Source organism: Streptomyces scabichelini, from assembly GCF_011045015.1.
In the GTDB taxonomy this organism is placed as follows: domain Bacteria; phylum Actinomycetota; class Actinomycetes; order Streptomycetales; family Streptomycetaceae; genus Streptomyces; species Streptomyces scabichelini.
Genome location: NZ_JAAKZY010000089.1, coordinates 1 through 26,159 on the forward strand (window position 1 = coordinate 1; position 26,159 = coordinate 26,159).

21 protein-coding genes and 1 pseudogene are annotated in these 26,159 nt (G+C 69.1%); 11 read left to right on the top strand and 11 right to left on the bottom strand.

Annotated elements, in window-relative coordinates; all coding sequences use genetic code 11:
* Positions 1-133: 133 nt before the first annotated feature.
* The 4 genes from G5C60_RS25985 to G5C60_RS26000 form a co-directional block, all read right to left on the bottom strand.
* On the bottom strand, positions 134-466 hold the full coding sequence (locus G5C60_RS25985) for a DUF4387 domain-containing protein (protein ID WP_165263336.1): 333 nt from the start codon (positions 464-466) through the stop codon (positions 134-136).
* Between the two features lie 4 nt (positions 467-470).
* A complete protein-coding gene (locus G5C60_RS25990; RefSeq protein ID WP_165263337.1) occupies positions 471-1,832 on the bottom strand; it encodes an acyclic terpene utilization AtuA family protein in 1,362 nt (453 codons plus the stop codon).
* A 39-nt stretch (positions 1,833-1,871) separates the two neighbouring features.
* Entirely contained in the window at positions 1,872-3,206 is a 1,335-nt protein-coding gene (locus tag G5C60_RS25995) for an MFS transporter (RefSeq protein ID WP_241267068.1), read from the bottom strand.
* A 148-nt stretch (positions 3,207-3,354) separates the two neighbouring features.
* A complete protein-coding gene (locus G5C60_RS26000) occupies positions 3,355-4,074 on the bottom strand; it encodes a GntR family transcriptional regulator (RefSeq protein ID WP_165263339.1) in 720 nt (239 codons plus the stop codon).
* A 235-nt stretch (positions 4,075-4,309) separates the two neighbouring features.
* Between G5C60_RS26000 and G5C60_RS53250 the strand changes: the two genes are divergently transcribed.
* Positions 4,310-4,972, top strand: coding sequence for a LuxR C-terminal-related transcriptional regulator (locus tag G5C60_RS53250; RefSeq protein WP_165263340.1), 663 nt, complete (start codon positions 4,310-4,312; stop codon positions 4,970-4,972).
* Positions 4,973-5,100: 128 nt separating this feature from the next.
* On the opposite strand, the gene G5C60_RS26010 is transcribed toward G5C60_RS53250, so the two are convergent.
* The 5 genes from G5C60_RS26010 to G5C60_RS26030 form a co-directional block, all read right to left on the bottom strand.
* Positions 5,101-6,981, bottom strand: a complete 1,881-nt coding sequence (locus G5C60_RS26010; RefSeq protein ID WP_165263341.1) for an AMP-binding protein — start codon at positions 6,979-6,981, stop codon at positions 5,101-5,103.
* 194 nt (positions 6,982-7,175) lie between these two features.
* Positions 7,176-8,591, bottom strand: coding sequence for an ATP-binding protein (locus tag G5C60_RS53730; protein WP_165263342.1), 1,416 nt, complete (start codon positions 8,589-8,591; stop codon positions 7,176-7,178).
* Positions 8,588-9,307 (bottom strand): response regulator transcription factor, encoded by a 720-nt coding sequence (locus tag G5C60_RS26020; protein WP_165263343.1) that lies wholly within the window; start codon positions 9,305-9,307, stop codon positions 8,588-8,590. Before G5C60_RS26020 ends, G5C60_RS53730 begins: the two co-directional genes overlap by 4 nt.
* 103 nt (positions 9,308-9,410) lie before the next feature.
* On the bottom strand, positions 9,411-11,609 hold the full coding sequence (locus tag G5C60_RS26025; RefSeq protein ID WP_165263344.1) for an MMPL family transporter: 2,199 nt from the start codon (positions 11,607-11,609) through the stop codon (positions 9,411-9,413).
* A gap of 191 nt (positions 11,610-11,800) precedes the next feature.
* Positions 11,801-12,727 (bottom strand): LysR family transcriptional regulator, encoded by a 927-nt coding sequence (locus G5C60_RS26030; protein ID WP_338145923.1) that lies wholly within the window; start codon positions 12,725-12,727, stop codon positions 11,801-11,803.
* 199 nt (positions 12,728-12,926) lie between these two features.
* Here G5C60_RS26030 and G5C60_RS26035 point away from each other — a divergent pair, with 199 nt between their 5' ends.
* The 10 genes and pseudogenes from G5C60_RS26035 to G5C60_RS52300 all read left to right on the top strand — a co-directional run bounded on the left by G5C60_RS26035 (position 12,927) and on the right by G5C60_RS52300 (position 25,071).
* On the top strand, positions 12,927-14,084 hold the full coding sequence (locus G5C60_RS26035; RefSeq protein WP_165263346.1) for a tartrate dehydrogenase: 1,158 nt from the start codon (positions 12,927-12,929) through the stop codon (positions 14,082-14,084).
* Positions 14,081-15,760: a hydantoinase B/oxoprolinase family protein gene (locus G5C60_RS26040; RefSeq protein ID WP_165263347.1), complete on the top strand. Its 1,680-nt coding sequence runs from the start codon at positions 14,081-14,083 to the stop codon at positions 15,758-15,760. Before G5C60_RS26035 ends, G5C60_RS26040 begins: the two co-directional genes overlap by 4 nt.
* The gene (locus G5C60_RS26045) at positions 15,757-17,829 is read left to right on the top strand and encodes a hydantoinase/oxoprolinase family protein (protein ID WP_165263348.1); all 2,073 of its coding nucleotides are present in this window, start codon (positions 15,757-15,759) and stop codon (positions 17,827-17,829) included. Before G5C60_RS26040 ends, G5C60_RS26045 begins: the two co-directional genes overlap by 4 nt.
* 283 nt (positions 17,830-18,112) lie before the next feature.
* Positions 18,113-19,387 (top strand): MFS transporter, encoded by a 1,275-nt coding sequence (locus tag G5C60_RS26050; RefSeq protein ID WP_165263349.1) that lies wholly within the window; start codon positions 18,113-18,115, stop codon positions 19,385-19,387.
* 56 nt (positions 19,388-19,443) lie between these two features.
* Positions 19,444-20,430, top strand: coding sequence for an NAD(P)-dependent oxidoreductase (locus G5C60_RS26055; RefSeq protein ID WP_165263350.1), 987 nt, complete (start codon positions 19,444-19,446; stop codon positions 20,428-20,430).
* A gap of 42 nt (positions 20,431-20,472) precedes the next feature.
* A complete protein-coding gene (locus G5C60_RS26060) occupies positions 20,473-21,858 on the top strand; it encodes an acyclic terpene utilization AtuA family protein (protein ID WP_165263351.1) in 1,386 nt (461 codons plus the stop codon).
* A complete protein-coding gene (locus tag G5C60_RS26065) occupies positions 21,851-22,180 on the top strand; it encodes a DUF4387 domain-containing protein (RefSeq protein ID WP_165263352.1) in 330 nt (109 codons plus the stop codon). The genes G5C60_RS26060 and G5C60_RS26065 overlap by 8 nt, the downstream gene beginning before the upstream one ends.
* Before the next feature lie 151 nt (positions 22,181-22,331).
* Positions 22,332-23,786, top strand: a complete 1,455-nt coding sequence (locus tag G5C60_RS26070; RefSeq protein WP_165263353.1) for a DUF6351 family protein — start codon at positions 22,332-22,334, stop codon at positions 23,784-23,786.
* A 128-nt stretch (positions 23,787-23,914) separates the two neighbouring features.
* Positions 23,915-24,468: pseudogene (locus G5C60_RS26075) on the top strand (MmgE/PrpD family protein); the annotation flags it as partial.
* A gap of 132 nt (positions 24,469-24,600) precedes the next feature.
* Positions 24,601-25,071 carry an MmgE/PrpD family protein gene (locus tag G5C60_RS52300; RefSeq protein WP_277611378.1) on the top strand — a complete coding sequence of 157 codons (471 nt, stop codon included), beginning with the start codon at positions 24,601-24,603 and terminating at the stop codon, positions 25,069-25,071.
* A gap of 30 nt (positions 25,072-25,101) precedes the next feature.
* On the opposite strand, the gene G5C60_RS26085 is transcribed toward G5C60_RS52300, so the two are convergent.
* Together G5C60_RS26085 and G5C60_RS26090 are read right to left on the bottom strand one after the other, a co-directional pair.
* The gene (locus G5C60_RS26085) at positions 25,102-25,416 is read right to left on the bottom strand and encodes a hypothetical protein (protein WP_165263356.1); all 315 of its coding nucleotides are present in this window, start codon (positions 25,414-25,416) and stop codon (positions 25,102-25,104) included.
* Positions 25,417-25,480: 64 nt separating this feature from the next.
* Positions 25,481-26,134 (bottom strand): SigE family RNA polymerase sigma factor, encoded by a 654-nt coding sequence (locus tag G5C60_RS26090; protein ID WP_420907411.1) that lies wholly within the window; start codon positions 26,132-26,134, stop codon positions 25,481-25,483.
* Between the last annotated feature and the right edge of the window lie 25 nt (positions 26,135-26,159).

Here is a 26,159-nt window from a genome sequence, read left to right on the forward strand (position 1 = left end):
GACGTAGAGGCAGTAGGAGAAGCGGGGGTCGCGGGCGAGGGCGAAGAAGGCGGTGCGGCCGGTGAGGAAGGTGATCCCAGGGTGCCCGGCGGGCAGGTCCCAGGGAGCCAGGGAGCCAGGGGGCGTTCGGCGGTCATGCCTGGTGCTCCTTGTCCACGTCGCTCACGGCGAGATCCATCAGGGGGGCGTACTGCTGGCCCGCGTAGCAGTCGCTGTCGTGCAGGTCGCCCTGGACTGTCGGGCGTGGGAGGGAAACCTTCACGGCAAGAGCCAGCGGGTGGTTGACGAGCAGGATGTCGGCGGGGTCGGCGCCGTAGAGGTCGGCGAAGAGTTCCCTGTTGAGGAAGCCGCTGGCGACGAGGGCGTCATAGGCGGCCTGGTCGTGGCACATGAAGTCGAAGGTGAGGGTGAAGGGGCCGGCGTTCTTGGAGCGCACCAGGGAGCAGTAGTCGAGCAGAGTGGTCATGGGTTCACAGCTCCTCGGTGGTGGTGCGGAACAGTTCCGTGGGACTGACGCCCGTGACGACGTGGTTGAGGGTGAACCGGTAGAGGGGGCCGCGGTCCATCTCGGGCGGGGAGTACGGGTAGGCGAGGGTGGAGACCAGCCCGTCGTATTCCGGTATGGGCAGGTGGCTGCTGGCATGCGCGACGAAGGTGGCGACCGCGTGGGCGGTTGCCTGGTCGGGTGCCGTCACCGTGATGAGGACGCCGAGTTCGCGGGGGCGCAGCGATTCCGGTTCTGCAGTGGCCAGTACGGCCCCGTCGCCGTAGAGGCGGAAGTCGATGTCGACGTCGTCGGGGTCCACGCCGCCGCCGAACACGTCGAGGATCTTGTCCGCGAAGTACTTCTTGGCGAAGGGGAGCAGGTCGGGCAGGCGCCGGATGACCACCTGGTCGCGCACTCCTCCGACGATGACGGTCTGGTAGCCGACGAGTTCGGCTCCTTCGAGTTTGTTGCTGTAGCCGTCCGCGGGGACGAAGCGCGCTCCGCGCGCCCGGACGGTGCGTTCGTCGACCGCCTCGTAAGTGGCGTCGCTGGTGTCGAGGGTGCCCGACGGCTCCGTGACGCGATACGGGTCGGCGTTCTCGTACAGCGTGTGGGCGGCTACGGACCGGGGGGTGAGGCGGCTGCCTTCGGCGAGCGTGGTGACATCGAAGTGGTCGTCCCGCAGGTGCACGAGCAGGCCGTTGGCGGAGGGGGGTATGGCGCAGGCGGCGCCGCATTCGATGGTCTTGGCCATGTGCCAGGTCAGGCCGGGGTCGGCGCCGAGCATGCGGGGGAGTGCGGCGAAGAGCGCGGTGTCGCTGGCGCGTCCGGCCAGGATGACGTCGCAGCCGGCCCCCAGAGCCTCCTGGATGGGCTCGACACCCATCATGGCGACTGTGTGACTGCGAGTGAACAGCTCCCGGTCGATCTCGGGGGCGTGCGGCAGCGGCTGGAGACGGCCGGTGTCGTAGAGGTGCTGGAGACGTTCGATCGGCTGGTCGGAGTAGATCAGCGCGAGTTTGAAGTGCAGGTTCTCCGCCGCGGCGATGTCGCGAACGAGGGCGGCCACGCGGTCGACTCCCATGTCACGGCCGCTGGTGCCGCAGGATCCGATGACCAGCGGCACACCCAACTCGTCGCGGGCGGTGAGCAGCAGGCGCAGGTCGCGGGAGACGGCCTGGTCTGAGAGCTTGGGGCTTCCCGAGCCGAGTGCGGCCGGCCCGGAGTCGGTCGATCCGGCGTCACACGCGATGACGTGCGGGCGGGCTTCGACGCCGCGTTGGAAGGCGGCGGCGTCGAAGCCGGCGCCGAGTGCTCCGGTGGGAGCGAGGATGCGCAACTCCATGGGGGTCTGTGTCCTTCGTGAGGGGTGAGGGGTGGCTGTTCAGTGCGTGGAAGGAGCGATACGGCGGGCCAGGCGGGTGAAGACGGCGAGGGTGACCGTGGCGAACACCGCGCCGTTCAGGAGCATGAAGCGCCATCCGGTCGCGTCGACGGTGAGGCCGAGCAGGGCGGGGCCGAGTGCCGCACCGGTGGACGAGGCGACGGTGTACAGGCCGGTGTAGGTGCCCAGGACGTGTCTGCTGGGAGCGAGGTTCCACAACGCGACGAGGGCGTTGACGGCGAAGGCCGCGTAGCCCACGGAAGCGATCACCATGGAGATGACCGTGCCGGGAACCGTGGGGACACAGAAGCCGATGAGCAGGCCGACGATGAACACGCCGACGCCGTAGCGCATGGCGCGCACCTGACCCAGCCGGGACGAGGCGTAGGCGAGGGGGACGACGCAGACCAGGAAGGCGACGGCGCCGGGGAGCGCGAGCCCACCAGCTGAGCCGCGGGACAGGCTCAGTGCCTCGGTGCCGTACGGGGTCAGCAGCGCGCGCAGGGCGGACCACATGCCGGCGAAGCAGAAGATGCCGAGCATGAGCAGGGCCCGGGCGCGGGACGGGTCGCGCACCATGTCCTTGATGACGGCCCAGGGTGAGGCGAAGTCGGCGGATGGTGGTTCCGCGACGGGGTGCGTCTCGGTGGCGGAAGGCTGACCGGTGTGCCACAGCGTGGCGGTGTGGTGCCGGCGGCCCAGGAAGAACCAGGACGTGGTGAGCAGCAGCAGCATGAGGACGGGCGGGATGGCGAACGCCAGAGTGATGCTGCGGTCGACGACGAGCAGGCTGATCAGGGACGAGACGACGATCGTGAGACTGACGCCGGCCTTCACGAAGCCCTGGGCCTTGCCCCGGTGGGAGGGGGCGACGTAGTCGGAGACCAGGGTCTCCGTGATGCCCTTGAACGCGTTGGCCATGGCCGCGAAGCCGACGACGCACAGCATGAGCAAGGGCAGACTGTGCGTCCAGGGGATCAGGGCGAAGGGCACCGAGGCCAGGGCGGCTCCGGTCAGGATGATCGCCCATCGGCCCTTGCCCTCGCGTGCGCGACGGTCGGACAGGAATCCCATCCAGGGCTGGATCAGGACCCCGAGGACATTGTCCATGCCCATGATCAACCCGACGAGGCCGGCGGAGACGATGTACTGACGCAGCTCGGAGGGGACCTGGGCGTCGTAGAAGTTCCACACCGATTCCTGGGCGAAGACGGCCAGGGTCACCCACAGGACCGTCGTGGCGCTCATCCGCCGTGGGGTGGCGGGTCTTCCCTCGGCTGGGGCGTCCAGGGGGGTTTCCTCAAGCGGCTCGGGCTGAGATGCGATGTTGGGCATGGCGGCTCCTTTGCCATATGCCATAGCACGTACCTTGCGCTGCCGACCGACCCGCCTGCTGGCAGGCGGTGCGGTATGCGCGGATACCTCTCCGAACTTAGCTATTTGCTATAGCGCTAGCGAGAGAGGACGACCACTTCGGCGACTCTCAGTGCGAGAAACGCGCCGTGAGCAGGGAGGAGCTCGACGCCTGACTGTGCGCGTTCATCAGCTCTTCCGCGCGCCTGCCGTTTCCGGCGGCGATGGCGTCGTAGATGGCACGGTGCTGGTGATAGCGCGCATCCACGGCGGTGCGCCGTTCGTCGCTGACCTCGGACAGGACGCTGTTGCGTCGTTCGTCCGCGCCGAAGGCGTCGACCATGTGCAGCATCTGCAGCAATGTCGCGTTCCCGCTGGCCTGGTCCACCAGGCTGTGGAACTGCCGCATGCAGTGCAGGATCTCCTCGATCAGCTTCCGCTCTTCGTCACTGCCGGGAGTGAGTTCGACCGTCTGGCCGCGCAGGCGGTCGGCCTGGTCGAGGACGGCATGCATCTGCCGTCTCTGCTCCGCGGTCGACTTCTCCGCGGCCAGACGTGCGGCCAGTGCGCGAAGCGAGTCCCCGATCATGGAGAACTCCCGCAGCTCCTCCTTCGCGTACTTCGCGATGCGCACCGAACGTGGGCCGGTTCGCTCCACCAGTCGGTCCTGCTCCAGACGGCGCAACGCCTCACGTACCGGTGTCGCGCTGATGTCGAGAGACTCGGCCAGCCCTCGCTCGGTCACCTTCTGACCCCGTTCGAGGACGCCCGAGACGATCGCCTCACGGATCGCCGTGTACGCCTGGTCACCCAGGGTCGCGGAGATCGTGAGCTGCGGAAGTTGTGCCATGGGCAGTACCGTATTTGCTACAGCAGAATTGTCAACCAGTTGCGGGTGGGTGAATTCCGACCGGACCCTGTGGCCGGCCGTCACCAGGCAACCGTCAAGGAACGCTCAGGTTCACTGCGGGCCGACCGTCAAGTGCCGTGTGAATGATGGGTCAGGTCATCCCGGAAACCAGTCAGGGCTGAGCCGAGAAGAAGGACCCGTGAACAAGGTAATTGTCGCAGGCGGGCCGTCCCTGGTGCGGGCCGCGCTGACCAAGGTGATCGATGCGAGCGACACCCTGAGGGCGGCTGGCACCGCCGCGCACAGCAAGGATCTCAGAGACAGCAAGGATCTCAGAGACCTGCTCGATGCCGGCGTCGATGCGGACGTCGTCGTGCTCGACCGCTCCATCCACACCGGGGAACTGGACGGCTTCACTGCCCTGATCACCGAGATCTGTGCCGTGGCGAGGACCGTTGTCTTCGGCGCTCCCAGTGATCAGGAGGTCGATGCCCAGGTGCGTGCCGGCGCCACGGGCGTTCTCGCCGCGGATGTCAGCGCCTCCCAGCTCATCGCCGCCCTGGAAACCGTGTGCCGGGGCGGGCTTGTCGTCGCCCTGGGGACGGCCCCGGCTGTCAACAAGACGCAAGCACGGGTCACGCCCGCACTCACCCGGGATCTCTCCCTCCGAGAACGCGAGATCCTCACCATGCTGTCGAGCGGTCAGGACAGTGCCTCCATCGCCCGCGACCTAGGTCTCAGTCCCCTCACCGTGAAGACCCACATCACGCACATGCTCAGCAAGCTGGGAATCCGCCGGCGCGGGCACCTGATCGCCTTCGCCTATGAGAGCGGGCTCATCGTGCCGGGCATGACACCCACCAGTTTCATCGCCGCCCGGCTGCAAGCAGCCTCGTAGCCCCGCGCGGCCGGCAACTCGGGGAACGAGGAGTCGTGTTGCGCCCCCGGCCAAGCCTGATGCGGTCTCGCAGCGGCAGTTCGGCTGCGAGACCGCATCAGGCTCCTGTCCAGAGGCGCGTGCCAGTCCTACGCCTCGCGTGTGCCCTGGTACATCTCGTCGATGAGGTTCTGGTATTCGCGTTCGACCACCGACCGCTTCAGTTTCAGGCTCGGGGTGATCTCGCCACGGTCCACATCCAGGTCGCGGGGCAGCAGTCGGAACTTCTTGATGGTCTGCCACCGCTGAAGCCCGGCGTTGAGTTGCCGCACGTACCCGTCGATCAGCTCGACCGTGGCGGGCGCCGCGACGACCTCCTCGTACGACATCCCCTCCAGGCCGTTCTCCCGGGCCCACTGGAGGATCGACGGCTCGTCGAGCGCGATCAGGGCGGTGCAGAAGTTCCGGTCGGCGCCGTGGACGAGGATGTTGGAGACGTACGGGCAGACCGCCTTGAACTGCCCCTCGACCTCGGCGGGGGCGATGTATTTGCCGCCGGACGTCTTGATGAGGTCCTTCTTGCGGTCGGTGATGCGCAGATAGCCGTCGTTCGAGAGTTCGCCTATGTCGCCGGTGTGGAACCAGCCGTCGGGCTCCAGGACCTCGGCGGTCTTCTCGGGCAGCGCGTGGTAGCCCTGCATGATGCCGGGGCCGCGCAGGAGGATCTCGCCGTCGTAGGCAATACGGACCTCGGTGCCGGGCAGCGGCTTGCCGACCGTGCCGGTGCGGTAGGCGTCGTCGGGGTTGACGAAGGCGGCGGCGGAGGACTCGGTGAGGCCGTAGCCCTCCAGGATGTGGATGCCCGCGCCGGAGAAGAAGTAGCCGATCTCCGGGGCGAGGGACGCCGAACCGGAGACGCAGATACGCAGCTGCCCTCCGAGGGCCTGGCGGAGCTTGGCGTAGACGAGCCTGTCGGCGACCGCGTGCTTGGCGGACAGGCCCAACGAGACGGAGGCCGCGCCGGAGCTCCGGAAGTTGTCCTGGCTGACCTTGGCGTACTCGCGGGCGACCGCCGCGGCCCACTGGAAGATCCTGAACTTGGCGCCGCCGCCCGCACGGGCATTCGCCGCGACCCCGTTGTGGACCTTCTCGAAGATGCGCGGCACGGCCGCCATGTACGTCGGCCGGACCACCGGAAGGTTTTCGGTGATCCTGTCGGCGCGGCCGTCGACGGCGATGACATGCCCGACCTCGATGTGGGTGGAGGTCAGCGCCTTGCCGAAGACGTGCGAGAGCGGCAGCCACATGTACTCCACGTCGGTGGCGCGGAGCAGCCCTGTGGCGGCGGTGGCCTTGGCCATGTACGACCAGTTGTCGTGCGGCAGCCGTACGCCCTTGGGGCGGCCGGTGGTGCCGGAGGTGTAGATGAGGGTGGCGAGCTGGTCCTTGGTGATGGCGGAGACCCGCTCCTTGATCAGTTCCGGGTCCTTCTCCAGGCGCGCCCTGCCCCGAGCTTCCAGTTCGGCCAGAGAGAGGACCCACTCCTCGCCGGTTGTGGTGGTGGCGTCCGGATCGATGACCACGACATGGCTGAGTTCGGGCAGCTCGGCGCGCTTTTCGACCGCCTTGGCCAGTTGCTCGGCGCTCTCCGCGATGAGCACCCGGCTGCCGGAGTCCGACAGGATGTACGCCGACTCGTCGGCGTTGGTCTGCGGGTAGACGGTGGTGGTCGCCGCGCCCGCGCACATGATGCCGAGGTCGGCGAGGATCCACTCGATCCGGGTCGAGGACGCCAGCGCCACCCGTTCCTCGGGCCGCACCCCCAGCTCGATCAGGCCGGCCGCGATGTTGTACACCCGCTCGGCGGCTTGCGCCCAGCTGAGCGACTTCCAGTCGGCCGGGCCCTCGGCGGAGGACGGTGGTGCCGGGTAGCGGTAGGCCTCGGCGTCCGGGGTGACCGCCACGCGCTCCAGGAAGAGACCCGCGACGGACGGGGGACGATTCCCCATGGGTGTCTGTGTGTCGTGCACGACATCCTCCGGATATCGGTAGGGCTGCGATCGGTGTGGTGAGACCCCGGCACTCATCGGTTGTGGTGCAGTGCTGCGGTGGGTCCGGTGGGCCGGTGGTGGGGTCGCGCACAGGCATGTGCTGACCGTGGGACGGCAGGCGTGGGAGCGCGGGGCTGGTGCGGGTCAGCCGGTCAGGTGCCGTGCGTGGGTCATCACGGGCGATGGCCGCGCGGGAGCCGGATGGTGACGGTGGTTCCGACTCCCACGTCCGAGTACACGTCCACCTGTCCGTGGTGGGCGTGGACGATGGCCTCCACGATGGCCAGGCCGAGACCGGAACCGCCATACGCGCGGCTGCGACTGGCCTCGGCGCGCCAGAACCGCTCGAAGACGCGGGGCAGGTCTTCAGGGGAGATTCCAGGGCCGTTGTCGATGACACTCAGCTGTACGGTCTCACGGCTGAGGTTGACCTCGACGCGCACGGAGGTCTGAGCCGGGGTGTGCTGGACGGCGTTGCCGACGAGATTGCGCAGGACCTGTTGCAGACGGGCGGCATCGCCGACGACGGGTGCGGGCAGTGCGGGTGCCATGGCGATGTCGCGTTGGGGGTAGATGATCTGGGCGTCCTCGATGACGCCGGCGGCCAGGACGGTGAGGTCCACGTCGTCCTGCTCGACGGGTCGGCCGGCGTCCAGGCGGGCGAGCAGCGCGAGATCCTCCACCAGCAGGCGCATCCGCCCCACTTCGTTCTCGATGTGGTCGAGCGCGGTCTCCAGGCCCGGACCGGAAAGGCCGCCTTGGCGGTGGAGATCCAGCCATCCGGAGATGGTGGACAGGGGAGTGCGCAGTTCGTGGGAGGTGTCGGCGGCCAGCGAGCGAACGGTCGCCTCCGCGCGGGCCTGGGCGTCGAACGCCCGGTTGACCGCCTTGGCCAGCAAATCGGCTTCGCTGCCGTTGCGATGGGTGGGCAGCCGCTCGGTCAGGGAGCCCTCGGCGATGGCGTCGGCGCTGCGGGCCATGCGGGCGAGCGGGCGCATACCCAGGCGCAGAACGATGACGGACAGCCCCAGCAGCACCAGCAACGCGCCGCCGATCAAAGCCAGTTGCCGTCTGATGAGCGCGTCGGTGGTGGCGTCGTCGACGGAGGTGTCGATGGTGAGGATGACGGTCGCCGGTGTCACGGTGCCTTCGGCGGGCCCGCGGTCGATGATCAGGCCGGGACTGGGGATGCGTATGGCGCTGAGGTCGCCGCCCTCCAGGGTGACCACACGTCCCGTCGGTGCCGTCGCGCTGAGCGCGGCCACCTTGTCGGCGGCCCGGGACGCGGAGCCGGTGCTCAGCAGGACGCTGTTGTCCTCGTCGACGGCCACGGTGCCCAGGGGTGAACCGAGAAGTGCGCCGAGTTGGTCGGCATTGGCGGTCTGCGGTCCCTGGCCGATGACCCGCGCCAAACGCGCGGCGTTGGCCTTGAGGGTGTCCTGGTTTCGCTTGTCCAGGAAGTCTTCCAGGAGAAGGGCGCTGATGACGGCGCTGGTGACCAGGCCGACGACCAGGAGAACGGCCAGGCCGGCGAGCAGGCGCAGGCGGACGCTGGAGGAGGCCCAGGGAAGACGGCCGCGGAGTCTCACGTGTCGTCCTGCTCTCGGAGGGTGTAGCCGACGCCGCGGACAGTGCGCAGCAGCGGCGTACGGCCATGGTCGATCTTGCGTCGGAGGTTGGAGATGAAACGCTCGACGACTACGGAGTCCCCGCCGAAGTTGTACTGCCACACGGCCTCGAGAATCTGGGCGCGGGAGAGGACCTGACCCTGGTGGCTCAGCAGGTAGTGCAGCAGACGGTATTCGGTGGGGGAGAGTTCGATGAGCTGGCCTGCTCGGCGGACTTCGTGGCGGGGGTCGTCGAGGGTGAGGTCGCCACACCGCAGGAGGGTCTCCTCGGCGGCGGAAGTTCCGCTGCGAGCTCGGCGCAACAGTGCCTGCAAGCGGGCGCCGACTTCCACGACGCTGAAGGGTTTGGTGACGTAGTCGTCGCCGCCCAGGCGTAGTCCTCGGACCCGGTCTTCGACGGCGTCGCGGGCGGTGAGGAAGAGAACGGGTACGTCGATGGCGCGGGCGCGCAGCAGTTGGAGGATCTCGAAGCCGTCGGCGCCGGGGAGCATCACGTCGAGGACGATGACGTCCGGGGGGCGGCGGGCGACCTGGTCGAGGGCTTCGGTCAGGTCGCCCGCCGCGTCGACTTCGAACCCGGCGAACTGGAGTGCCGAGATCAGCAGGCGCCTGATGCCGGGGTCGTCGTCGATGACGAGGACGCGGTCGGCGGTAGCCGGAGTGTTGGCGGCGTTCATATGTGCTCCTGGTAGCGGCAGCGGCCGCCCGATGTCTGCCGTTGCCGCCGGTGCAGCGGACTGGGTGGGTGCCCCGGTAGCGGCTCTGCTGATCATGGTTTCGTCACAGGCTTACCGGGGTGGATTCCTTGACGGGGGCGTGCGGGGCCGCCGGTTCGGGAGTGTGGAAGTTCTCGCCCTCGACGTCGAGATGGGGCAGCACGCGGTCAAGGCGTCGCGGCAGCCACCAGGCCCGGTCCCCGAGGAGGGCCAGGGTCGCCGGCACGAGGGTCATACGGACCAGGAAGGCGTCGACCATGACTCCGAAGGCCAGGGCGAATGAGATCGGCATGATATCGGCGTCGCGGGAGAACAGAAAACTGACGAACACCGAGATCATGATGAGCGCGGCAGAAGTCACCACACGGGCGGCGTTGCGGGCTCCGTTGAGGATGGCCGTGCGGGCGTCGCGGTGGCGGTTGTAGTCCTCGCGCATGGCGGAGACGAGGAACACCTCGTAGTCCATGGCCAGTCCGAAGAGCACGGACATCACGATGATGGGCACGAAGCTGGCCACCGGACCCTCGCTGGGCACGCCCAGCGGGCCGGCCAGCCATCCCCACTGGAAGACCGCGACGGTGGCTCCGAAGGCGGCACCCACGGACAGCAGGAACCCGATGGTCGCCTTGACCGGGATGGCGATCGACCGGAACGCGATCATCAGCAGGAGCAGCGAGAGGCCGACGACGACAATCACGAAGGGCACGAGTGCGCCGCTGAGCTTGTCGGAGACGTCGATGCTGACCGCGGTCATACCGGTGACGGCGACATAAGAGCCGCTGGACTGTGCCAACGGCTGCACCTGGGTGCGCAGCCGGGAGACGAGGTCGCTGGTCTCCTCGGACCGCGGGCCGGTCTCGGGGATGATCTGGATCCGTGCGGCCGTCTCGTCCTCGGCCATGTCGACACCGCTGACGTCCGCGACGCCCCGGACCCCTCGCAGCTCGTCATCGACGGCGGCGGCCGTGGAGCTGACGGTGGCCGGGTCGTTGTTCTCGACGAGCACGACGAGGGGACCGTTGGCGCCGGGACCGAAGGCGTCACTGATCACGTCGTAGGCCCGGCGGCTGGAGTTGCTCGTGGCACTGGAACCCTCGTCGGTGAGTGCCAGCTTCAGCTCCATGCCGGGAACGGCCAGGGCGATCAGCGCGACCGTGCCCAGGATCAGGTTGCGTACGGGGTGGCGCAGGACGCCCTGGGTCCAGCGCACACCCATCGTGGCAGTCCGGCCGCTGTGCGCCGCCTGCCGCATGGCGCGCTTACGGCCCATGGGCAGGAACCTGCGGCGCCGGGCCGCGGACCGGGGTGCCTTGGGCGTGAGCCGGTGGCCGGCCATTCCCATCAGCGCCGGCAGCAGGGTCACCGCCGTGATGACGGCGACCGCGACCGCTGCGGCGGACGCCAGACCCATGGAGGTCAGCATCGGCACACCGGCCACCGCCAGACCGGACAGCGCGATGAGGACCGTGGCTCCGGCGAAGATCACGGCGCTGCCCGCGGTGGCGGTGGCCGTGGCGATGGACTCCCGCACCGGCATACCGGTGCCGAGCTGGGCGCGGTGGCGGGAGACGACGAACAGGGCGTAGTCGATGCCGACGGCGAGCCCCAGCATGATCGCCAGGGTGGGCGCGTTGTCGGAGACGTCGAACGCCGTGGCCAGACCGATCATCGCGGCCATCGCGCCGACGATCCCGAGGACCGCGGTGATCAGCGGCAGCCCCGCCGCGAGCAGCGACCCGAAGGTGATCACCAGGATGACCAGGGCCACGCCCAGTCCGATCAGCTCACTGGGTCCCACGGGCGGATGCGAGGACTCATACGGCTCACCGCCGTAGATGGTCCTCAGCCCCGCCTGCTGGGCCTCGTTGCCCGCGGCCTTCACCGCGTCCAACGTGCCGGGCGGCACGTCGTCCTCCTCCTTGGTGGTGAAGGTGACCTCGGCCACCGCGGTGCGTCCGTCCTCGGAGACGGTGCCGTTCTCGGACGGGTCACTGACCTCGCTCACCCCGGAGACCCGGCCCGTGGCCTCCAGCGTGGCCTCCAGGGAGTTACGCAGATCCGCGTCGGTCACCTTGCGGCCGGTCGGCGCCTGGAACGCGATCTGCGCCGACTGGACATCCGGCTCGGGGAAGTGCCGTTCCATCCTGGTCAGGGCCGTCTGGGCCGGTGAGCCGGGAATCGAGCTGCTGTCCGTGAAGGAGCCGGCGAAGGAAACCCCCAGACCGACCACCGCACCGAGGGCGAGGAGCCACCCGATCAACATCCTTGGCCACCGGCGAGCACCCAACGCGCCCAGTCGGTACAAGAGCGTAGCCATCAATGATTCCCTCACTGTTCGGAAGACGACTCGCCACATCCTTCGCAGTGGATTTGACGACCGCCTCACGGGGAACTTGAGGGTTTTTTGACGGTTCGACTCCGGCACCGTCAGGTACGCCGGTCACCAGACAGGACCTAGCCGGCGCTCCGCGTGACCGCGGACCGGTCCTTGGCATGTTCCAGGCGCAGCGGGAGCCGCGCGGCGAGGTAGTCGATGAGTGCGCTGACACGTCGCGGGACATGCCCGTCCTCCTCCAGGAGGGCATAGATGTCGGCGGCCGGTGTCGACAGGTGCGGCAGTACCCGGACGAGCTCGCCACGGTCCAGATGCGGCCTGATGTGCCACTCCGAGCGCATGATCACGCCTCGGCCCTCCAGGGCCCAGCCGGTCACCACGTCGCCGTCATTGCTGGACAGGGTGCCGTGCACCCGCACATGCCGGGGACGGTCCGCGTCCCCGAAGCGCCACAGTGCGAAATCGCTCTCGTTCTCCCGCAGCACGATGCAGTTGTGGTGGGCCAGGTCCTCGATGCTGGCCGGAGTGCCCTGCTCGCCGAGGTAGGACGGCGCCGCGCAGGGCACGCGCCGGTTCTTGGCCAGCCGCCGCATGCGCAGCGAGGAGTCGGGCGGCATCCCGACGTGGACGGCCACGTCGAACTCACGCTGGTGGGGCCGTAGCGGAAGCGCGGATGTCTGCATCCGGACGTGCAGTTCCGGGTGGGCCGCGGCGAACTCGCCGAGCAGCGGCGCGATGTGGGCGCGGCCGAGACCGAGCGTGGCCTCGACGACCAGGGATCCGCGCACCCCCGCGGCCGTGTCGGTGATCGTGTCCTCCAGCTCTCGTACCTGGTCGAGGATCGCCTCGACGCGCGCCGCGTACAGCTCGCCTTCCGACGTCAGCACGAGTCGGCGTGCGCCGCGCTGGACGAGCCGGACGTCCAGGCGGCGCTCCAGCGCGCTGAGACGTTTGCTGACGACGGGCAGGGAGCAACCGAGTTCTCGCGACGCGGCCGTCAGGGTCTCGCTCGACGCGACGACGTGGAAGAACTGCAGGTCGTCCACGGCTGAACGGCTCTTGGACCAGGGGTGACCAGAGCGCCGAGAGCTTTCCATAGGGGAAAACGTACCTTGCCGGTTACGGGCTTGTAACGGGTGTCCCCGCTGGCCAAGGTGGGACCCAGTCGCGCCGTGAGCGGAACGCCTCTGGACAGAGTGCTCGCCACCGGACTTGCGCATCGATCCGTGAACTGGGAGTGAATTCGTGCCGCAGAGTTATCGCATCGCAGCGATTCCGGGCGACGGGATCGGCCGCGAGGTCGTCCCGGAGGGTCTGAGGTGCCTGCGGGCCGCTGCCGAGGTGCACGGGTTCGAACTCGACGTCACCGAGTTCGACTTCGCCAGCGCCGACTACTGGCTGAACCACGGCACGATGCTGCCCGAGAACTGGCGGGACGTACTCGGTGAGTTCGACGCGATCTTCTTCGGTGCGGTCGGATGGCCGGAGGTGGTCCCGGACCATGTCTCGTTGTGGGGCAGCCTGCTCCAGATGCGGCGGGGCTTCGACCAGTACGTCAATCTGCGCCCCGTCCGGCTGCTGCGCGGTGTGCGCAGTCCGCTGCGTGACTACCAGCCGGGCGACATCGACTTCTATGTCGTGCGGGAGAACACCGAGGGCGAGTACTCCAGCATCGGCGGCCGGATCTTCGAGGGCACCGATCGCGAGACGGTGGTCCAGGAGACGGTCATGACACGCACCGGCGTCGACCGTGTCCTGCGCTATGCCTTCGAACTCGCCTCCTCCCGCCCGAGCAAGCACCTGACCTGGGCGACGAAGAGCAACGGCATCTCGATCTCCATGCCCTACTGGGACGAACGCGCGACCGAGATGGCCGCCCGGTACCCCGACGTGACCGCCGACAAGGACCACATCGACATCCTGACCGCGAAGTTCGTCCTCCAGCCCGACCGGTACGACGTGGTCGTCGCCAGCAACCTGTTCGGCGACATCCTCTCCGACCTCGGCCCGGCCTGCACCGGAACGATAGGCATCGCCCCCAGCGCCAACATCAACCCCGACCGCTCCTTCCCCAGCCTCTTCGAGCCGGTGCACGGGTCGGCGCCGGACATCGCCGGTCTCGGTGTCGCCAACCCTGTCGGCCAGATCTGGAGCGGCGCCATGATGCTCACCCACCTCGGCGAGCACGAGGCGGCCGCGCACGTCGTGGCCGCGATCGAGGGCGTTCTGGGCGAGCAGCCCGATGTGGTCACCCCCGACCTCGGGGGCACGGGGACCACGGTGGGGCTGGGCAAGGCCATCGCGGCCCGGATCGCCGGGAGGTCACTCGTCGGCCACGGCGGGGGAGCGGCGGCCGGCGACTCGGCCGGCCGCGCGGTCGAAGAGGGGGTCGCGGCGTCATGATCAGACCTGTGTCCGACCCGGTCGGCCTCGAAGTGCGCTGGGACCGGCTTGCCGCCGCCACCGACGAGGCGGCCTCCACCATGCTGCGCACGGCCTTCTCCACGATCATCCGGGAGTCGAACGACTACACCGTCGTCCTGATGGACCGCGCGGGCCGCACGATGGCCGAGTCACGGGCCGGCATCCCCGCCTTCGCCGCTCTGATGAGTTCGCTGGCCGCGCTGGTCCTCGAACGGTTCCCGGCGGACGAGTGGCAGGACGGCGACAGTGTCGTCACGAACGACCCGTGGATCGCCACGGGGCACCTGCCTGACATCGCCATGATCTCCCCGGTTTTCCACCGAGGACGGCTCGTCGCGTTCGCGGGCACCGTGGCGCACTCACCGGACATCGGTGGCACCCCCTCGATGAGCGCGACCGAGCTGCTCTGCGAGGGCATCCTGATTCCTCCGCTGCGCCTGTTCCGGGCCGGACGGGTCGAGCAGGGGGTCAAGGACCTGCTGCTGGCGAACGTACGACTGGCGGACCAGGTGTGGGGTGACCTGGAGGCGCAGGCCGCGGCACACGCCGTGTGCCGCCGACGCGCCCAGGAGTTCCTCACCGACTTCCGTGAGCCGGACTTCGAGGCGTTCGCGGACCAGGTCCACGCGGTGACCGACGCCGCGATGCGGGCGGGCGTCCGCGACCTGCCCGACGGCGTCTACCGAGCCGCCCTGGACGCGGACGGCGTCGAAGGCCACCCCACGTACATCGAGTGCGCGGTGACCGTTCGCGGCGAGGAGGTCGAGATCGACTACACCGGCAGCTCCCCCCAAGTGCCCTTCGCGACGAACTCGACGCTGAACTACACCCGCGCCTACTCCATGTATCCGCTGAAGATCCTGCTGGATCCGTCCACGCGGACCAACTGGGGCTCCTACCGCTCCATCCAGGTCTCCGCGCCGGAGGGCACGATCGTCAACCCGAGATTTCCCGCGCCCGTCGTGGCACGACACCTCACCGGCCACCTCCTGTCCTGCGCGGTGTACCAGGCACTGGCTCCGGTGCTGCCCGACCGTGTCATCGCCGACAGCGGCGGTGCCCCCGCCCTGCGGGTCCGCTTCGCGGGGGTCGACGACTCCGGCCGGCCCTTCAGCCTCATGCTCTTCGCCAACGCGGGCATGGGCGCGTCCAAGGAGTCGGACGGGCTGTCCACCACCGCCTTCCCGACCAACTCCGGCGGCGGCAGCATCGAGGCCCTGGAGGCCGCGTCTCCGCTGCACTTCCTCCGCAAGGAGCTGCGTGCCGGATCGGGCGGACGGGGCCGACGCCGCGGAGGACTGGGCCAGGACATCGAGGTCCGCAACCCGACGAGCCGACCGGTGCAGATGGTGCTGCTCGGAGACCGCGAGCGGCATCCGGCGCTCGGACTGGCCGGCGGTGAACCCGGCGCCACCGCACAGGTCGTCCTGGACTCCGGCGAGCGCGTCCCACTGAAGTCGATCTCGCAGCTGGCCCCCGGCTCATCGGTGGTCATCTCCTTCGCCGGCGGCGGCGGGTTCGGCCGCCCCGAGGAGCGCGAGCCCGAACTCCTGATCGCCGACGCGATCGCCGGCTACACCGTCCCAGCCAGTCAGCACAACCCGCGCACAGCCCGGACGGCGGGCGGCAGCGCACGTGAGGAGGTGGGCCGATGAGCCGCACGGTCAGGATCGGCGTCGACGTCGGCGGAACGTTCACCGATCTGCTGCTGCACGACCCGCGGCGGGGACTGATCTGGCCCGGGAAGCTGCCCACCACGCCCCACGCTCCCAACGAGGCCATCACCGCGGGGATCGCCCGCCTGCTGGAGGAGACGTCCACGGCCCCCGGAGACGTCGCGGGCATCGTGCACGGCACCACGTTGGTGACGAACACCCTGCTGGAACGCACCGGAGCGGTCGTCGGTCTGCTGACCACCAGCGGGTTCAGCGACTCCCTCGAAATGGGACGGGAGACGAGGTTCGACACCACCGACCTGCTCGCCCGCCCTGCCCAGCCGCTGGTGCCGCGCCATCTGCGCCGCGGGGTACCCGGGAGGATCGCCGCGGACGGCAGTGAACTGCAACCGCTCGAGAAGCGTGCCGTCCTCGCGGCTGTGCGGGATCTGGTGGACCAGGGCGTCGAGGCACTGGCCGTGGCCCTGATGCACTCCTACCGCGACGCCGGGCACGAGCACCGGGTGCGGGACCTGGTAGCGCGGGCCCACCCCGGCCTCCCCGTCACGCTCTCCAGCGCCGTGGCCCCGGTCATCGGCGAGTACGAGCGGGCCGGCACCGCCTGCCTGAACGCGTATGTGCAGCCCCTGATGTCGCGCTACCTCGACGACCTGCGTGACGACCTGACCGCCATGGGGATCGACGCGCCCCTTCGCATCATGCTCTCCGGCGGTGGTGTCACGACCCTTGAGGACGCCAAGCGGTTCCCCGTACGGCTGCTCGAGTCGGGCCCCGCGGCCGGTGCCATCGCCGCTGCCGCCGTCGCCCGGACGCTGGGGGAGCAGGACGTCGTCTCCTTCGACATGGGCGGTACGACGGCGAAGATCGCTGTCGTCCAGGGGGGCAGGCCCAGGCTCACGCACGACTTCGAGGCGGGGCGGGTCGACAAGTTCAAGCCCGGCTCGGGGCTGCCGGTGCGCCTGACCGTCGTCGACATGATCGAGATCGGTTCGGGAGGCGGCTCGATCGCGGCACCCGACGCACTCGGACTGCTCAAAGTAGGCCCCCGCAGCGCTGGTTCCGTTCCCGGACCCGTCGCCTACGGGCGTGGCGGCGAGCGACCCACCGTGACGGACGCCGACCTCCTGCTCGGCTGTCTCGACGCGGAGAACTTCCTCGGCGGCGAGATGAGGCTGCGCACGCGCGAGGCCCACAAGGCGCTGACCCGTGAGGTGGCGGGTCCCCTGGGACTCGACACCGCTGACGCTGCCGCCGGGATTGTCGAGGTGGTCACCGAAAGCATGGCCGCCGCCGCCCGCATGCACCTGTCCGAGCAGGGCAAGGACCCCGCCGACTTCGCGCTGCTGGCCTTCGGCGGAGCCGGACCCGCCCATGCCTACGGGCTGGCGAAGTCGCTGAAGATGCCCCGAGTGATCGTGCCGATGCGGGCTGGAGTGATGTCCGCCTGCGGGCTCCTTGCCGCCGCTCCCACGGTCGACGAGGTCCGCAGCCTGCCGTCGCCCCTCGCCGACGTCGACTGGGACCAGGTCGCCGCGCTGTACGACGAGATGACGTCCCGCGCCACCGAAACACTCCAGCCGGGAGACCCGCAGCTCGTACGGGTCCGCCGCTCGGCCGACATGCGTTACCTCGGCCAGGGCTTCGAGATCGAGGTCAGCGTGCCCGAGCAGGACCTTGGCCCAACCGGTCTCGGACGCATCCGGACCGCCTTCGACTCCACGTACCGCGCCGTGTTCGGTCGTTCCCTCGACGGAGCCGTGGAAGTCGTGAACTGGCGGCTTTCCATGCAACTGCCCGGTCATGAGTTGTCGGCGGAGGGCGGCCATGCGCGAAGAGGTGAGGCAAGCCGCGGTGTCCGGTCGGTCTACTTTCCGGGACACGGGCTGCTTGAAGCCACCGTATGGAACCGCTACGAGCTCACGCCGGGAACCGAGCTGGCAGGTCCGGCGATCTTCGAGGAACGCGAATCGTCCTGCTCCTTCGGGCCGGACTGCCGGATCCGGGTCACCGACGACCTGACCCTCGTGGTCGAGGTCGACCGAGCCTGAACCCGGTCTCCCTGGTCGTCCCCGAAGAGGGCAGCGTCGAGCAGCCGCCGAAGGCGGGGGACGCTTGGCGACCTCTCTGAGGACTGGCTGCCTCACCCGCGGCGAGAAACGGACCGACGCCGCTCACGCAGGATGCACCTGGTTCGCACGCCGCGGGCCCGCTCGACATCGAGGAAGCGGCCCCCGGCCGTGCCGCGGGAGAACTGTCTCTCACCCCCACGCCAACACCGACAACCTATCCAGCAGCTGCCCGATATGGTGGCGGCGCGAAGGGACGACCCTTATGACGACGGTGTCAGCAGGGCAGCGCACACGTACCCGGCGCATCACGTTCCTGGTCGCTCTCGCGGTCTTCGCACAGGAGTCGACCTGGAACTTCTACGAATCTCAGGTTCCGCCGCTCCTGCGGGAGCACCTCACCAGCGCGGCCGTCGTGGGTCTGCTGATGGGCATGGACAACCTGCTCGGCATCTTCATCCAGCCGTGGATCGGTAACCGGTCCGACCGGACGAGGACCTCCTGGGGCCGGCGGATGCCTTACCTGGTGGTCGGGATGCCGATCGCCGCCGCGCTGTTCATCCTCATCCCGCACAGCGCGGCGTCCTTGCCGCTGTTGATCGTGGTGCTGTTCTCGTACGCGCTCGTCGCCAACACCTTCAAGCCGATCGCCGAGGCGCTCGTACCGGACTTCATCGCACCCGAGCGACGAAGCCGGGCCAACGCCGCAGTCAAGATCGCCTCAAGTATCACGGCCATCGTCGCGGCGCTCATCAGCATCTTCCTGGTCGACAACCATCTGAGCCTCGCGTTCGCGATCCCCGCGATCATCATGCTGATCTCGGTCGGGGTGCTGGCGGCCACCGTGCGCGACAACCGGTCCCCGGCCTACCAGGCAGCGGTGGCCGAGAGCGATGAGGAGCACAGTGCCGAGCGCACCGAGCCACGGGTCCGGGACACCTTCATCGAGATCCTCAAGGACACTGATCGCAGCCGGTTCCTGCTGCTCCTCGCAATTCTCCTCTTCGGCAGTGCATGGGCCGCGTCCCGGTCGCTGATAACGCCGTACGGGATGGAAGCCCTGGACATGTCACGGGGAGCCGCCGGCGGTCTCACCCTGCCCAGCGGTATCGCCTTCATCCTGGCGGCCTACCCGGCAGCCGTGCTCGCCGAGCGTTACGGACGGCTTCGGGTCATGGTCGTGGGCATGTCTGTCTTCGCCGGCGCCATGGTGCTGGGCACGCTCATCCAGACCCCGATGGGGGCCACCGTGGCCCTGTGCCTCGCGGCGGCCGGCGCGACCTGCTTCCTGGTCAACGCGGTGGTCGTCCTGTGGAACCTCGCACCCTCGGCACGGGTCTTCGGGACCTACGCCGGTATGTACACCGTCGGCTGGGCCGGCGGCGGCTTCCTGGGCCCGGCGGTGGTCGGCGGCATGGTCGACATCACCGGATGGCCCCTGATGCTCATCGACATCGCCGTAGTCACCTCGTTGTCGGTCATCGTCGTAGCCAGGATCGGTGTGCTTCAGCGGCGCACCACCCTGACCCTCGCCAAGTAACCAGCCAATCCCCGCGGCGTGAGGCCGGCGCCGGACGCAGCCAGAGACGAGGAACCGTGCCCCGCATTCTGATCACCACGGACTACCTACGGCCCGACGACGAGGTCGATCACTATCTCCGGGCGCACGGCCACACGACGGTACACGCCCCACTGGTCGGCCGACGCGGTCCCGAGCAACTCGTCGCCGCCCTCGACGGGATCGACGCGGCGCTCGTCGGCCATGATCCCCTGACCGCCCAGGTCCTCTCCGAAGTTCCCCGCCTGCGAGCCATCGTGCGCACCGGCGTCGGCTACGACTCGATCGACATCGTCGCCGCGGGCAAGCTCGGCATCACGGTGAGCAACCTGCCGGGAATCAACGCGAACGCCGTGGCCGAGTACACCCTCGGTCTGCTGCTGGCCGCCGCGCGGCGACTGGTGCAGAGCGCGGTGGGCGTCGCTGCCGGCCGGTGGCCGAGGGAGGACGGTCACGAGTTGCGTGGGTCGACGCTCGGCCTGATCGGATACGGGGCGGCAGCGCGCGCCGTGGTGCCGCTGGCGCGGGCCTTCGGCATGGAGGTGCTCTGCACGACCGGTGTGCCGGAGGACGAACGGTCGGACCCGTCGGTGCGGTTCGTCGCGCTCCCCGAGCTGCTGGCGGCATCCGACTACGTATCGGTGCACACCGCGCTGACGGACCGCACACGCGGTCTCCTGGACGCTTCCGCCTTCCGGCGGATGAAGCCGACGGCGGTGCTGGTCAACACCGCGCGGGGGGCCGTCGTCGACGAACAGGCCCTTGCCGACGCCGTGCGCACCGGCGAGATCGCCGCGGCGGCCCTCGACGTGGTCAGCGAGGAGCCGCTCCCGGCCGACAGCCCGCTGCGGGACGTCGAGGGAATCGTCGTCTTCTCCCACCTCGCGGGCCAGACCGCCGAAGCCCGTGCGGCCGCCGGCCTCGAGGGTGCGGCCGAGGTGGTGGCCGCCCTCGCGGGCCGCCCCCGGTTCGCGGTGAACGCCCACCTGCTGCCCCACGCCCCCACTGCCCGGGTCGACGGGTGACACCCGCTCGCCACGTGCCCGGCACCGACAAGAAAGAGGAACATGGAAAACGAACGAGTTGACCGGGTCAAGGTGCTGGCACCGACCGGCATGCTCGGAGCCGGCTTTCCCGAGGCCACGATCGAGCGAGGTCTGGCGCTCGGCGCTGATGTCATCTCCGTCGACGGGGGCAGCACCGACTCCGGTCCCTACTATCTCGGCGCGTCACAGCCCAAGACCACCCGTGCCGCGGTCGCCCGTGACCTGCGGGTCCTGCTGAAGGCGGCGGCAGGCGCCGGTATCCCACTGATCGTGGGTTCGTGCGGCACCAGCGGAACCGACTCCGGTGTCGACTGGGTCGCCGGCATCGTCGCCGACGTCCTGGCGGCCGAGGGACTCCGGCTGCGGGTGGCGCGCATCTACAGCGAGCAGGCGACCGGCGCGCTCCTGAAGTGCCTGGACGAGGGCCGGATCCATGCCCTGCCTCCGCTGGGTGAACTGGAGCCGAAGACGTTGCAGAGCTGCGCACACATCGTGGGCGCGATGGGGCACGAGCCGATCGTCGCCGCGCTCGAGGCCGGTGCGCAGGTCGTGCTCGCCGGCCGCGCCACGGATACCGCCATCGCCGCCGCCCATCCGCTGATGAAGGGGATGCCGGCCGGGCCGACCTGGCACGCTGCCAAGATCATCGAGTGTGGCGGGCAGTGCACCAGCAATCCGCGCGCGGGCGGGGTGCTGGCCACCATCGACGCCGACGGCTTCACCATCGAGCCGCTCGATCCGACCGCCGCCTGCACACCGATCCTGGTCGCCGCCCACATGCTCTACGAGACGGTGGACCCGTTCCAGATGCGCGAGCCGGACGGCACCCTGGACGTCCGTGAGGCCGTCTACACCGCCCTGGACGACCGCACCGTGCGGGTCGAGGGTTCGCGGTTCCATGTCGCCGACCAGCACACCATCAAGCTCGAAGGCGCCCGGATCACCGGCTACGAGACGATGTCGTTCAGCGCGATCCGGGATCCGCACATCCTTGCGAACATCGACGACTGGGCCGATCTCATGCGCACGATGATCAGGCAGCGGGTGGAGCAGACGATCGGCCTCGGCGACGACAAGTACGCCTTCGACCTGCGCCTCTACGGGCACAACGCCATCCTCGGGGATCTGGATCCGGCAGTGGGTCCGCCTCGCGAGGTGGGAGTCATGCTCCTCGTCAACGCACCGGACCAGAGCATCGCCACCGCCGTCGCGAAGATCGCCAACCCCTTGATGCTTCACCTGCCGACGGCCGACATGGACTACCTGCCGAGCCTGGCGTTCGCCACCTCACCGGCCGAGGTCGAGCGCGGTCCGGCGTACGAGTTCGTGCTCAACCACGTCGTCGACACCCTCACCCCCACCGACATGTTCCGCACCGAGTTCGAGGAGGCCTCCCACCATGGCTGAGACCGCCCCCACCACCCTGGGCGACCTGGCGTACGAGGTCCGGTCCAAGAACGCCGGGCCGTTCTGGGTCACCATGGAGCTGTTCATGCGTGACGCGGACGGCTACCGCATCGCCGCCGACGAGACGTTCCTCAACGAGGGCACGGTCGCCCGGCTCTACGGACTCGACGAGGCCGATGTGCAGATGTTCCGCATCCCGTCGCTGAACGTCGTCAAGATCTCATTCCCGCGTCCCGTCAGCCAGGCGTCGCTGCGTGACCGTGACGTCCACTCCGGTCAGCACCACGTGCCGCTGGCGGTTCTGCCCGTGCCCGTCACCTGACACCCCCGGGAGAAAGCGCGGCGCCCGCGCGCGACGACGGTCACGGCCGGTGCCGGGGTCACCGCCGGCCCGGCGGTGACCCCGAACGCGCCTGCCGGACGCGGTCCTTCACCGGTCGACCCCGCCCACAAGCACCTGAAGGAGCAGTTCCTTGAACACACCTGCCGTGCCCGAACCCGGTACCCGTCCTCGGGCCCGCGGCCGTCGTTCGGCAATGCTGACGGCACTGGTCGCGGCCGCCGTCGTGGGCACGCTCGGCAGCGCGCCCACCGCCCCGGCCGACACCACGCGCCCCACTCCCGCCGCCTGCCCGGGCCATCTGGAGGAGAAGGCCAGGTGCTACACCGGCCGGGACGCCAACGGCGCGTACTACACGATGGCCGTCCCGAAGCACTGGAACGGCTCCCTCGTCGTCCACGCCCACGGCGGTCCCGACTTCTCCTACGACGAGTCCACGACCACCGAGGACCTGGAACGCTGGGCGGTGATGGTCGACGAGGGCTATGCCTGGGTGGGCTCCTCGTACCGGCGCGGCGGTTACGGGGTCAGGATGGCCGCCGACGACACGGAGAACGTACGCCGCCTGTTCGTCAGCCACTTCGGCCGCCCCGACCGCACCTACCTTCATGGCCAGTCCTGGGGCGGCAATGTCGCCGCCAAGGTCACCGAGACCTACGGCGGGAAGCGTGGCGCTTACGACGGAGTCCTGCTGACCAACGGCTTCCTGGCCGGCGGCTCGCGTGGCTACGACACGCGCGTGGACCTGCGGACGGTCTACCAGTACTACTGCCGCAACCTGCCCCGTCCCACCGAACCGCAGTACCCGCTGTGGCAAGGACTGCCCGCGGACTCCCCGATGACACCCGACGAGGTCCACGGCCGACTCCAGGAGTGCACCGGCATCGACTCCGACCCGGCCGACCGGACCGCGGAGCAGCAGCGCGACCTCGACGACATCCTGGCCGTCACCCGCATCCCGGAACACTCTCTGGCCACGAACATGCAGTACGCGGCCTTCCTCGTCCGGGACATCGTGTCCAACCGGCTCGACGGCCGTAACCCGTTCAGCAACCGTGGGGTCCGCTACGACGGTTCGCACGACGACAAGGCGCTCAACGCCGGCGTGGCGCGCTTCTCGGCCGACCCCACCGCGCGCCGCGACCTCTCCTACGACAGCGACCTCACCGGACGGATCGCACTCCCGGTCCTCACCCTGCACGCGATCGACGACCCACAGGTCTTCGTCGAGCACGAGGCGGCCTATCGCGCCACGGTCCAGGCCGCCGACCGAAGCGAGAACCTCGTCCAGACTTTCACGAGGGAGAGCGATCACAGCGCGCTCAGCAACGCCGAGTACGCCAACTCCCTGGCAGCTCTGGAAACATGGGCACGCACCGGCCGGAAGCCCACCCCCAGCTCGATCGCGCGTTCGTGCAGCGCGTTCGACACCACCCATGGTGGTGGCTGCTTCTACGATTCGGCGTTCCGCCCCGCCCCGTTCGCCACCCAGGTCCGCCCCCGGCCCGGCGGCCTCCACTGGCCCGCCATGTCCGCCGCGCAGGAACAGGCGTGGAGTCGTATCGAGGGCGTGGGCATCGCACCCTGAAGCCGCTCGGCGGTCCCAAATCCCCCTCTCTCCCGCAGCCGAGCCCGCACATCTCTCGCGCTGCCATGGCAAATTGCCGGCTCCCGAGCTCGACGACTCTTCGCCACCCGACGACTCAGGAGAGTCCCATGCCCCTGGCTGAAGACCTCAGTTCGTACGCCGTGTCCCTGCGCTACTCCGATCTCAGCACCGCCGCCATCCACACGGTCAAACAGCGCCTCGTCGACAGCATCGGATGCGGACTCGGCGCCTTCGACGCCCTCCCCTCGCGCAACGGCCGAGCGTTCGCCGAGGCCCACCCCTCCACGGCGGCCACCGTTCTGGGAACGACACAGACCACCACCCCGGATGTCGCCGCCTTCGTGAACGGCACAATGATCCGGTACTTTTCCTCGCCATCGTGCTGGCCTACGAGATCCAGTGCGGGTTCCAGGACGCGGCCGCCCTGCACACAAGAGAGTGGGATCACGTCAACCACGTGCTCGTGTCATCGGTCGTCGCCGCGGGCCGGCTGATGGGGCTCTCGCAACAACGACTGACCGAGGCGATCAACATCGCGGTGAACGGCCACATCGCGTTGCGGCAGGTGCGTGCCGGGTCCCTCTCCCAGTGGAAAGGCTGCTCGGCGCCCAACGCGGCGCGGAACGGAATCGTCGCCGCGCAGCTCGCCCAGCATGGCTTTACCGGACCGTCGCCCATCTTCGAGGGCGAGATGGTGTTCATGAACCAGATCACCGGTGTCTTCTCCCTCGACGTCGGTGAGTTCGGGAACCGGGACAACCAGTCGTATGCCGTTTCGCGGACTTTGACGAAGATGCTGCCGACGAACGGAGAGATGCAGACGGCGGTCTGGGCCGCCCTGGCCGTGCGGGACAGGATCCCGGACATCGAGGAGATTGCCTCGGTCCGGGTCGACACCACTCGTGTCGGCTACGCCTTTCTCGGCAAGGATCCCGACAAATGGCGCCCCACCACACGGGAAACGGCCGACCACAGTCTTCCCTACACGGTGGCCCGGGCGCTGCTGGACGGCGAGATCACCACTGCCTCGTACAGCGATGAGGCCATCGCGGATCCGGTGGCTCTCGACCTGATGAAACGCATCTCGGTGCGGGAGGACCCGGCGCTGACCGCGATCTTTCCCGAGTACATTCCCAGCAGTTCGAGGAGAAGTTCCACGGTCTGCTGCGACCGCTGGCCTCCGACAGCCGGCGCAAGGAAATTCTCTCCCTTGTGTGGAATGCCGAGCAGTTGGCGGACCTGTCACCGCTTCTCGCGGCCATGACGCTGGACACCACGGAGGGGTAAAGGCTGGTCATTGTCCGGTCGTGGTGGCCGGGGAAGCCGGGGCCTGGGACGTGGGCGGGTTCACTGAATGCGGGGGAGTGCCGGCCGGACGGGCCGGGCTGTCCGAAGAGCCGTTCGTGACGGCGAACAAGGCGCACGCGGCAGCCGCAGCCAGACCCAGCAACACGATGGCGGTCCGGCGCAGGGGAAGGGACCACCGCCTGGGCCTGGCGGGAAGGCGGGCAGGCCGCAGGTGTCCCGAGTCGACGGTGTCGGCCCGGGCGGCGAGAGCCTCGCGCAGCCGGTCCTCGATCGCCTCGTGGCGGATCTGGCTGCGGCTCATCGCCGGATCTCCGCAAGGTGCCGGCGGCGGGAAGGACAAGAGCGCGGCTGAGAGGGATGGTCGGTCATCGAGGTATCTCCTCCAGTTGTCTGCCGAGGGCGTCCAGAGCACGGCTGGCGGTCGACTTGACCGTCCCGCGGGACACGCCGAGGGTGTCGGCGATCTGCGCTTCGGTGAGGTCTGACCAGTAGCGCAGCACCAAGACCTCGCGCTGCCGACGGGTGAGGCGCTGCAACGCGTTGATCACTTCCTGGTGGGTCTCGGCGAGGAGCACGCTGTGGTCGGCGGACGGGAAGGGGCGTTCGCGCTCAGGGATGTGGGCGCGTGCCGTACGGCGTCGACGCAGAACGGAGCGAGCCCCGTTGACCACGCTGGTTCGCAAGTACGCCTCGGGGTCGTCCAAGTTCGCGAGCCGACGGCCGTGGCGGCGCAGAAGAGCGGTGAAGGCGTCCTGTACCACGTCCTCTGCCGTCGGAAGGTCGTCCACCAAAAGCAGTGCCAGTCGCACCAGCGCGAGCCGGCGGTGGTGGTAAAGCTCGCTGAAGCCGTGCTCGTCCCCGACTGCGGCCGTGCTGGGGGACAGGGCTTTGAACGGCCTTCTCCCGCCGTCCTTCTGATGTGTCAGTGAACGCGGAGCGAGTCCGCCCTGTACCAGCCTGCGAATGCTCTGCCACCAGGTGACCGACGGGGCGGCGGTGGGGATCGTCGCTGTTCTCACGTGTCTCCTGGACGTCGCGGTACCG

What these genes read in the sequence shown, in the direction of transcription:
- G5C60_RS25985 (WP_165263336.1), bottom strand. Translation starts at nt 466, where the DNA reads ATGACCACTCTGCTCGACTACTGCTCCCTGGTGCGCTCCAAGAACGCC.
- G5C60_RS25990 (WP_165263337.1), bottom strand. Translation starts at nt 1,832, where the DNA reads ATGGAGTTGCGCATCCTCGCTCCCACCGGAGCACTCGGCGCCGGCTTC.
- G5C60_RS25995 (WP_241267068.1), bottom strand. Translation starts at nt 3,206, where the DNA reads ATGCCCAACATCGCATCTCAGCCCGAGCCGCTTGAGGAAACCCCCCTG.
- G5C60_RS26000 (WP_165263339.1), bottom strand. Translation starts at nt 4,074, where the DNA reads ATGGCACAACTTCCGCAGCTCACGATCTCCGCGACCCTGGGTGACCAG.
- G5C60_RS26020 (WP_165263343.1), bottom strand. Translation starts at nt 9,307, where the DNA reads ATGAACGCCGCCAACACTCCGGCTACCGCCGACCGCGTCCTCGTCATC.
- G5C60_RS26025 (WP_165263344.1), bottom strand. Translation starts at nt 11,609, where the DNA reads ATGTTGATCGGGTGGCTCCTCGCCCTCGGTGCGGTGGTCGGTCTGGGG.
- G5C60_RS26040 (WP_165263347.1), top strand. Translation starts at nt 14,081, where the DNA reads ATGATCAGACCTGTGTCCGACCCGGTCGGCCTCGAAGTGCGCTGGGAC.
- G5C60_RS26045 (WP_165263348.1), top strand. Translation starts at nt 15,757, where the DNA reads ATGAGCCGCACGGTCAGGATCGGCGTCGACGTCGGCGGAACGTTCACC.
- G5C60_RS26050 (WP_165263349.1), top strand. Translation starts at nt 18,113, where the DNA reads ATGACGACGGTGTCAGCAGGGCAGCGCACACGTACCCGGCGCATCACG.
- G5C60_RS26060 (WP_165263351.1), top strand. Translation starts at nt 20,473, where the DNA reads ATGGAAAACGAACGAGTTGACCGGGTCAAGGTGCTGGCACCGACCGGC.
- G5C60_RS26065 (WP_165263352.1), top strand. Translation starts at nt 21,851, where the DNA reads ATGGCTGAGACCGCCCCCACCACCCTGGGCGACCTGGCGTACGAGGTC.
- G5C60_RS52300 (WP_277611378.1), top strand. Translation starts at nt 24,601, where the DNA reads ATGCTGCCGACGAACGGAGAGATGCAGACGGCGGTCTGGGCCGCCCTG.
- G5C60_RS26085 (WP_165263356.1), bottom strand. Translation starts at nt 25,416, where the DNA reads ATGAGCCGCAGCCAGATCCGCCACGAGGCGATCGAGGACCGGCTGCGC.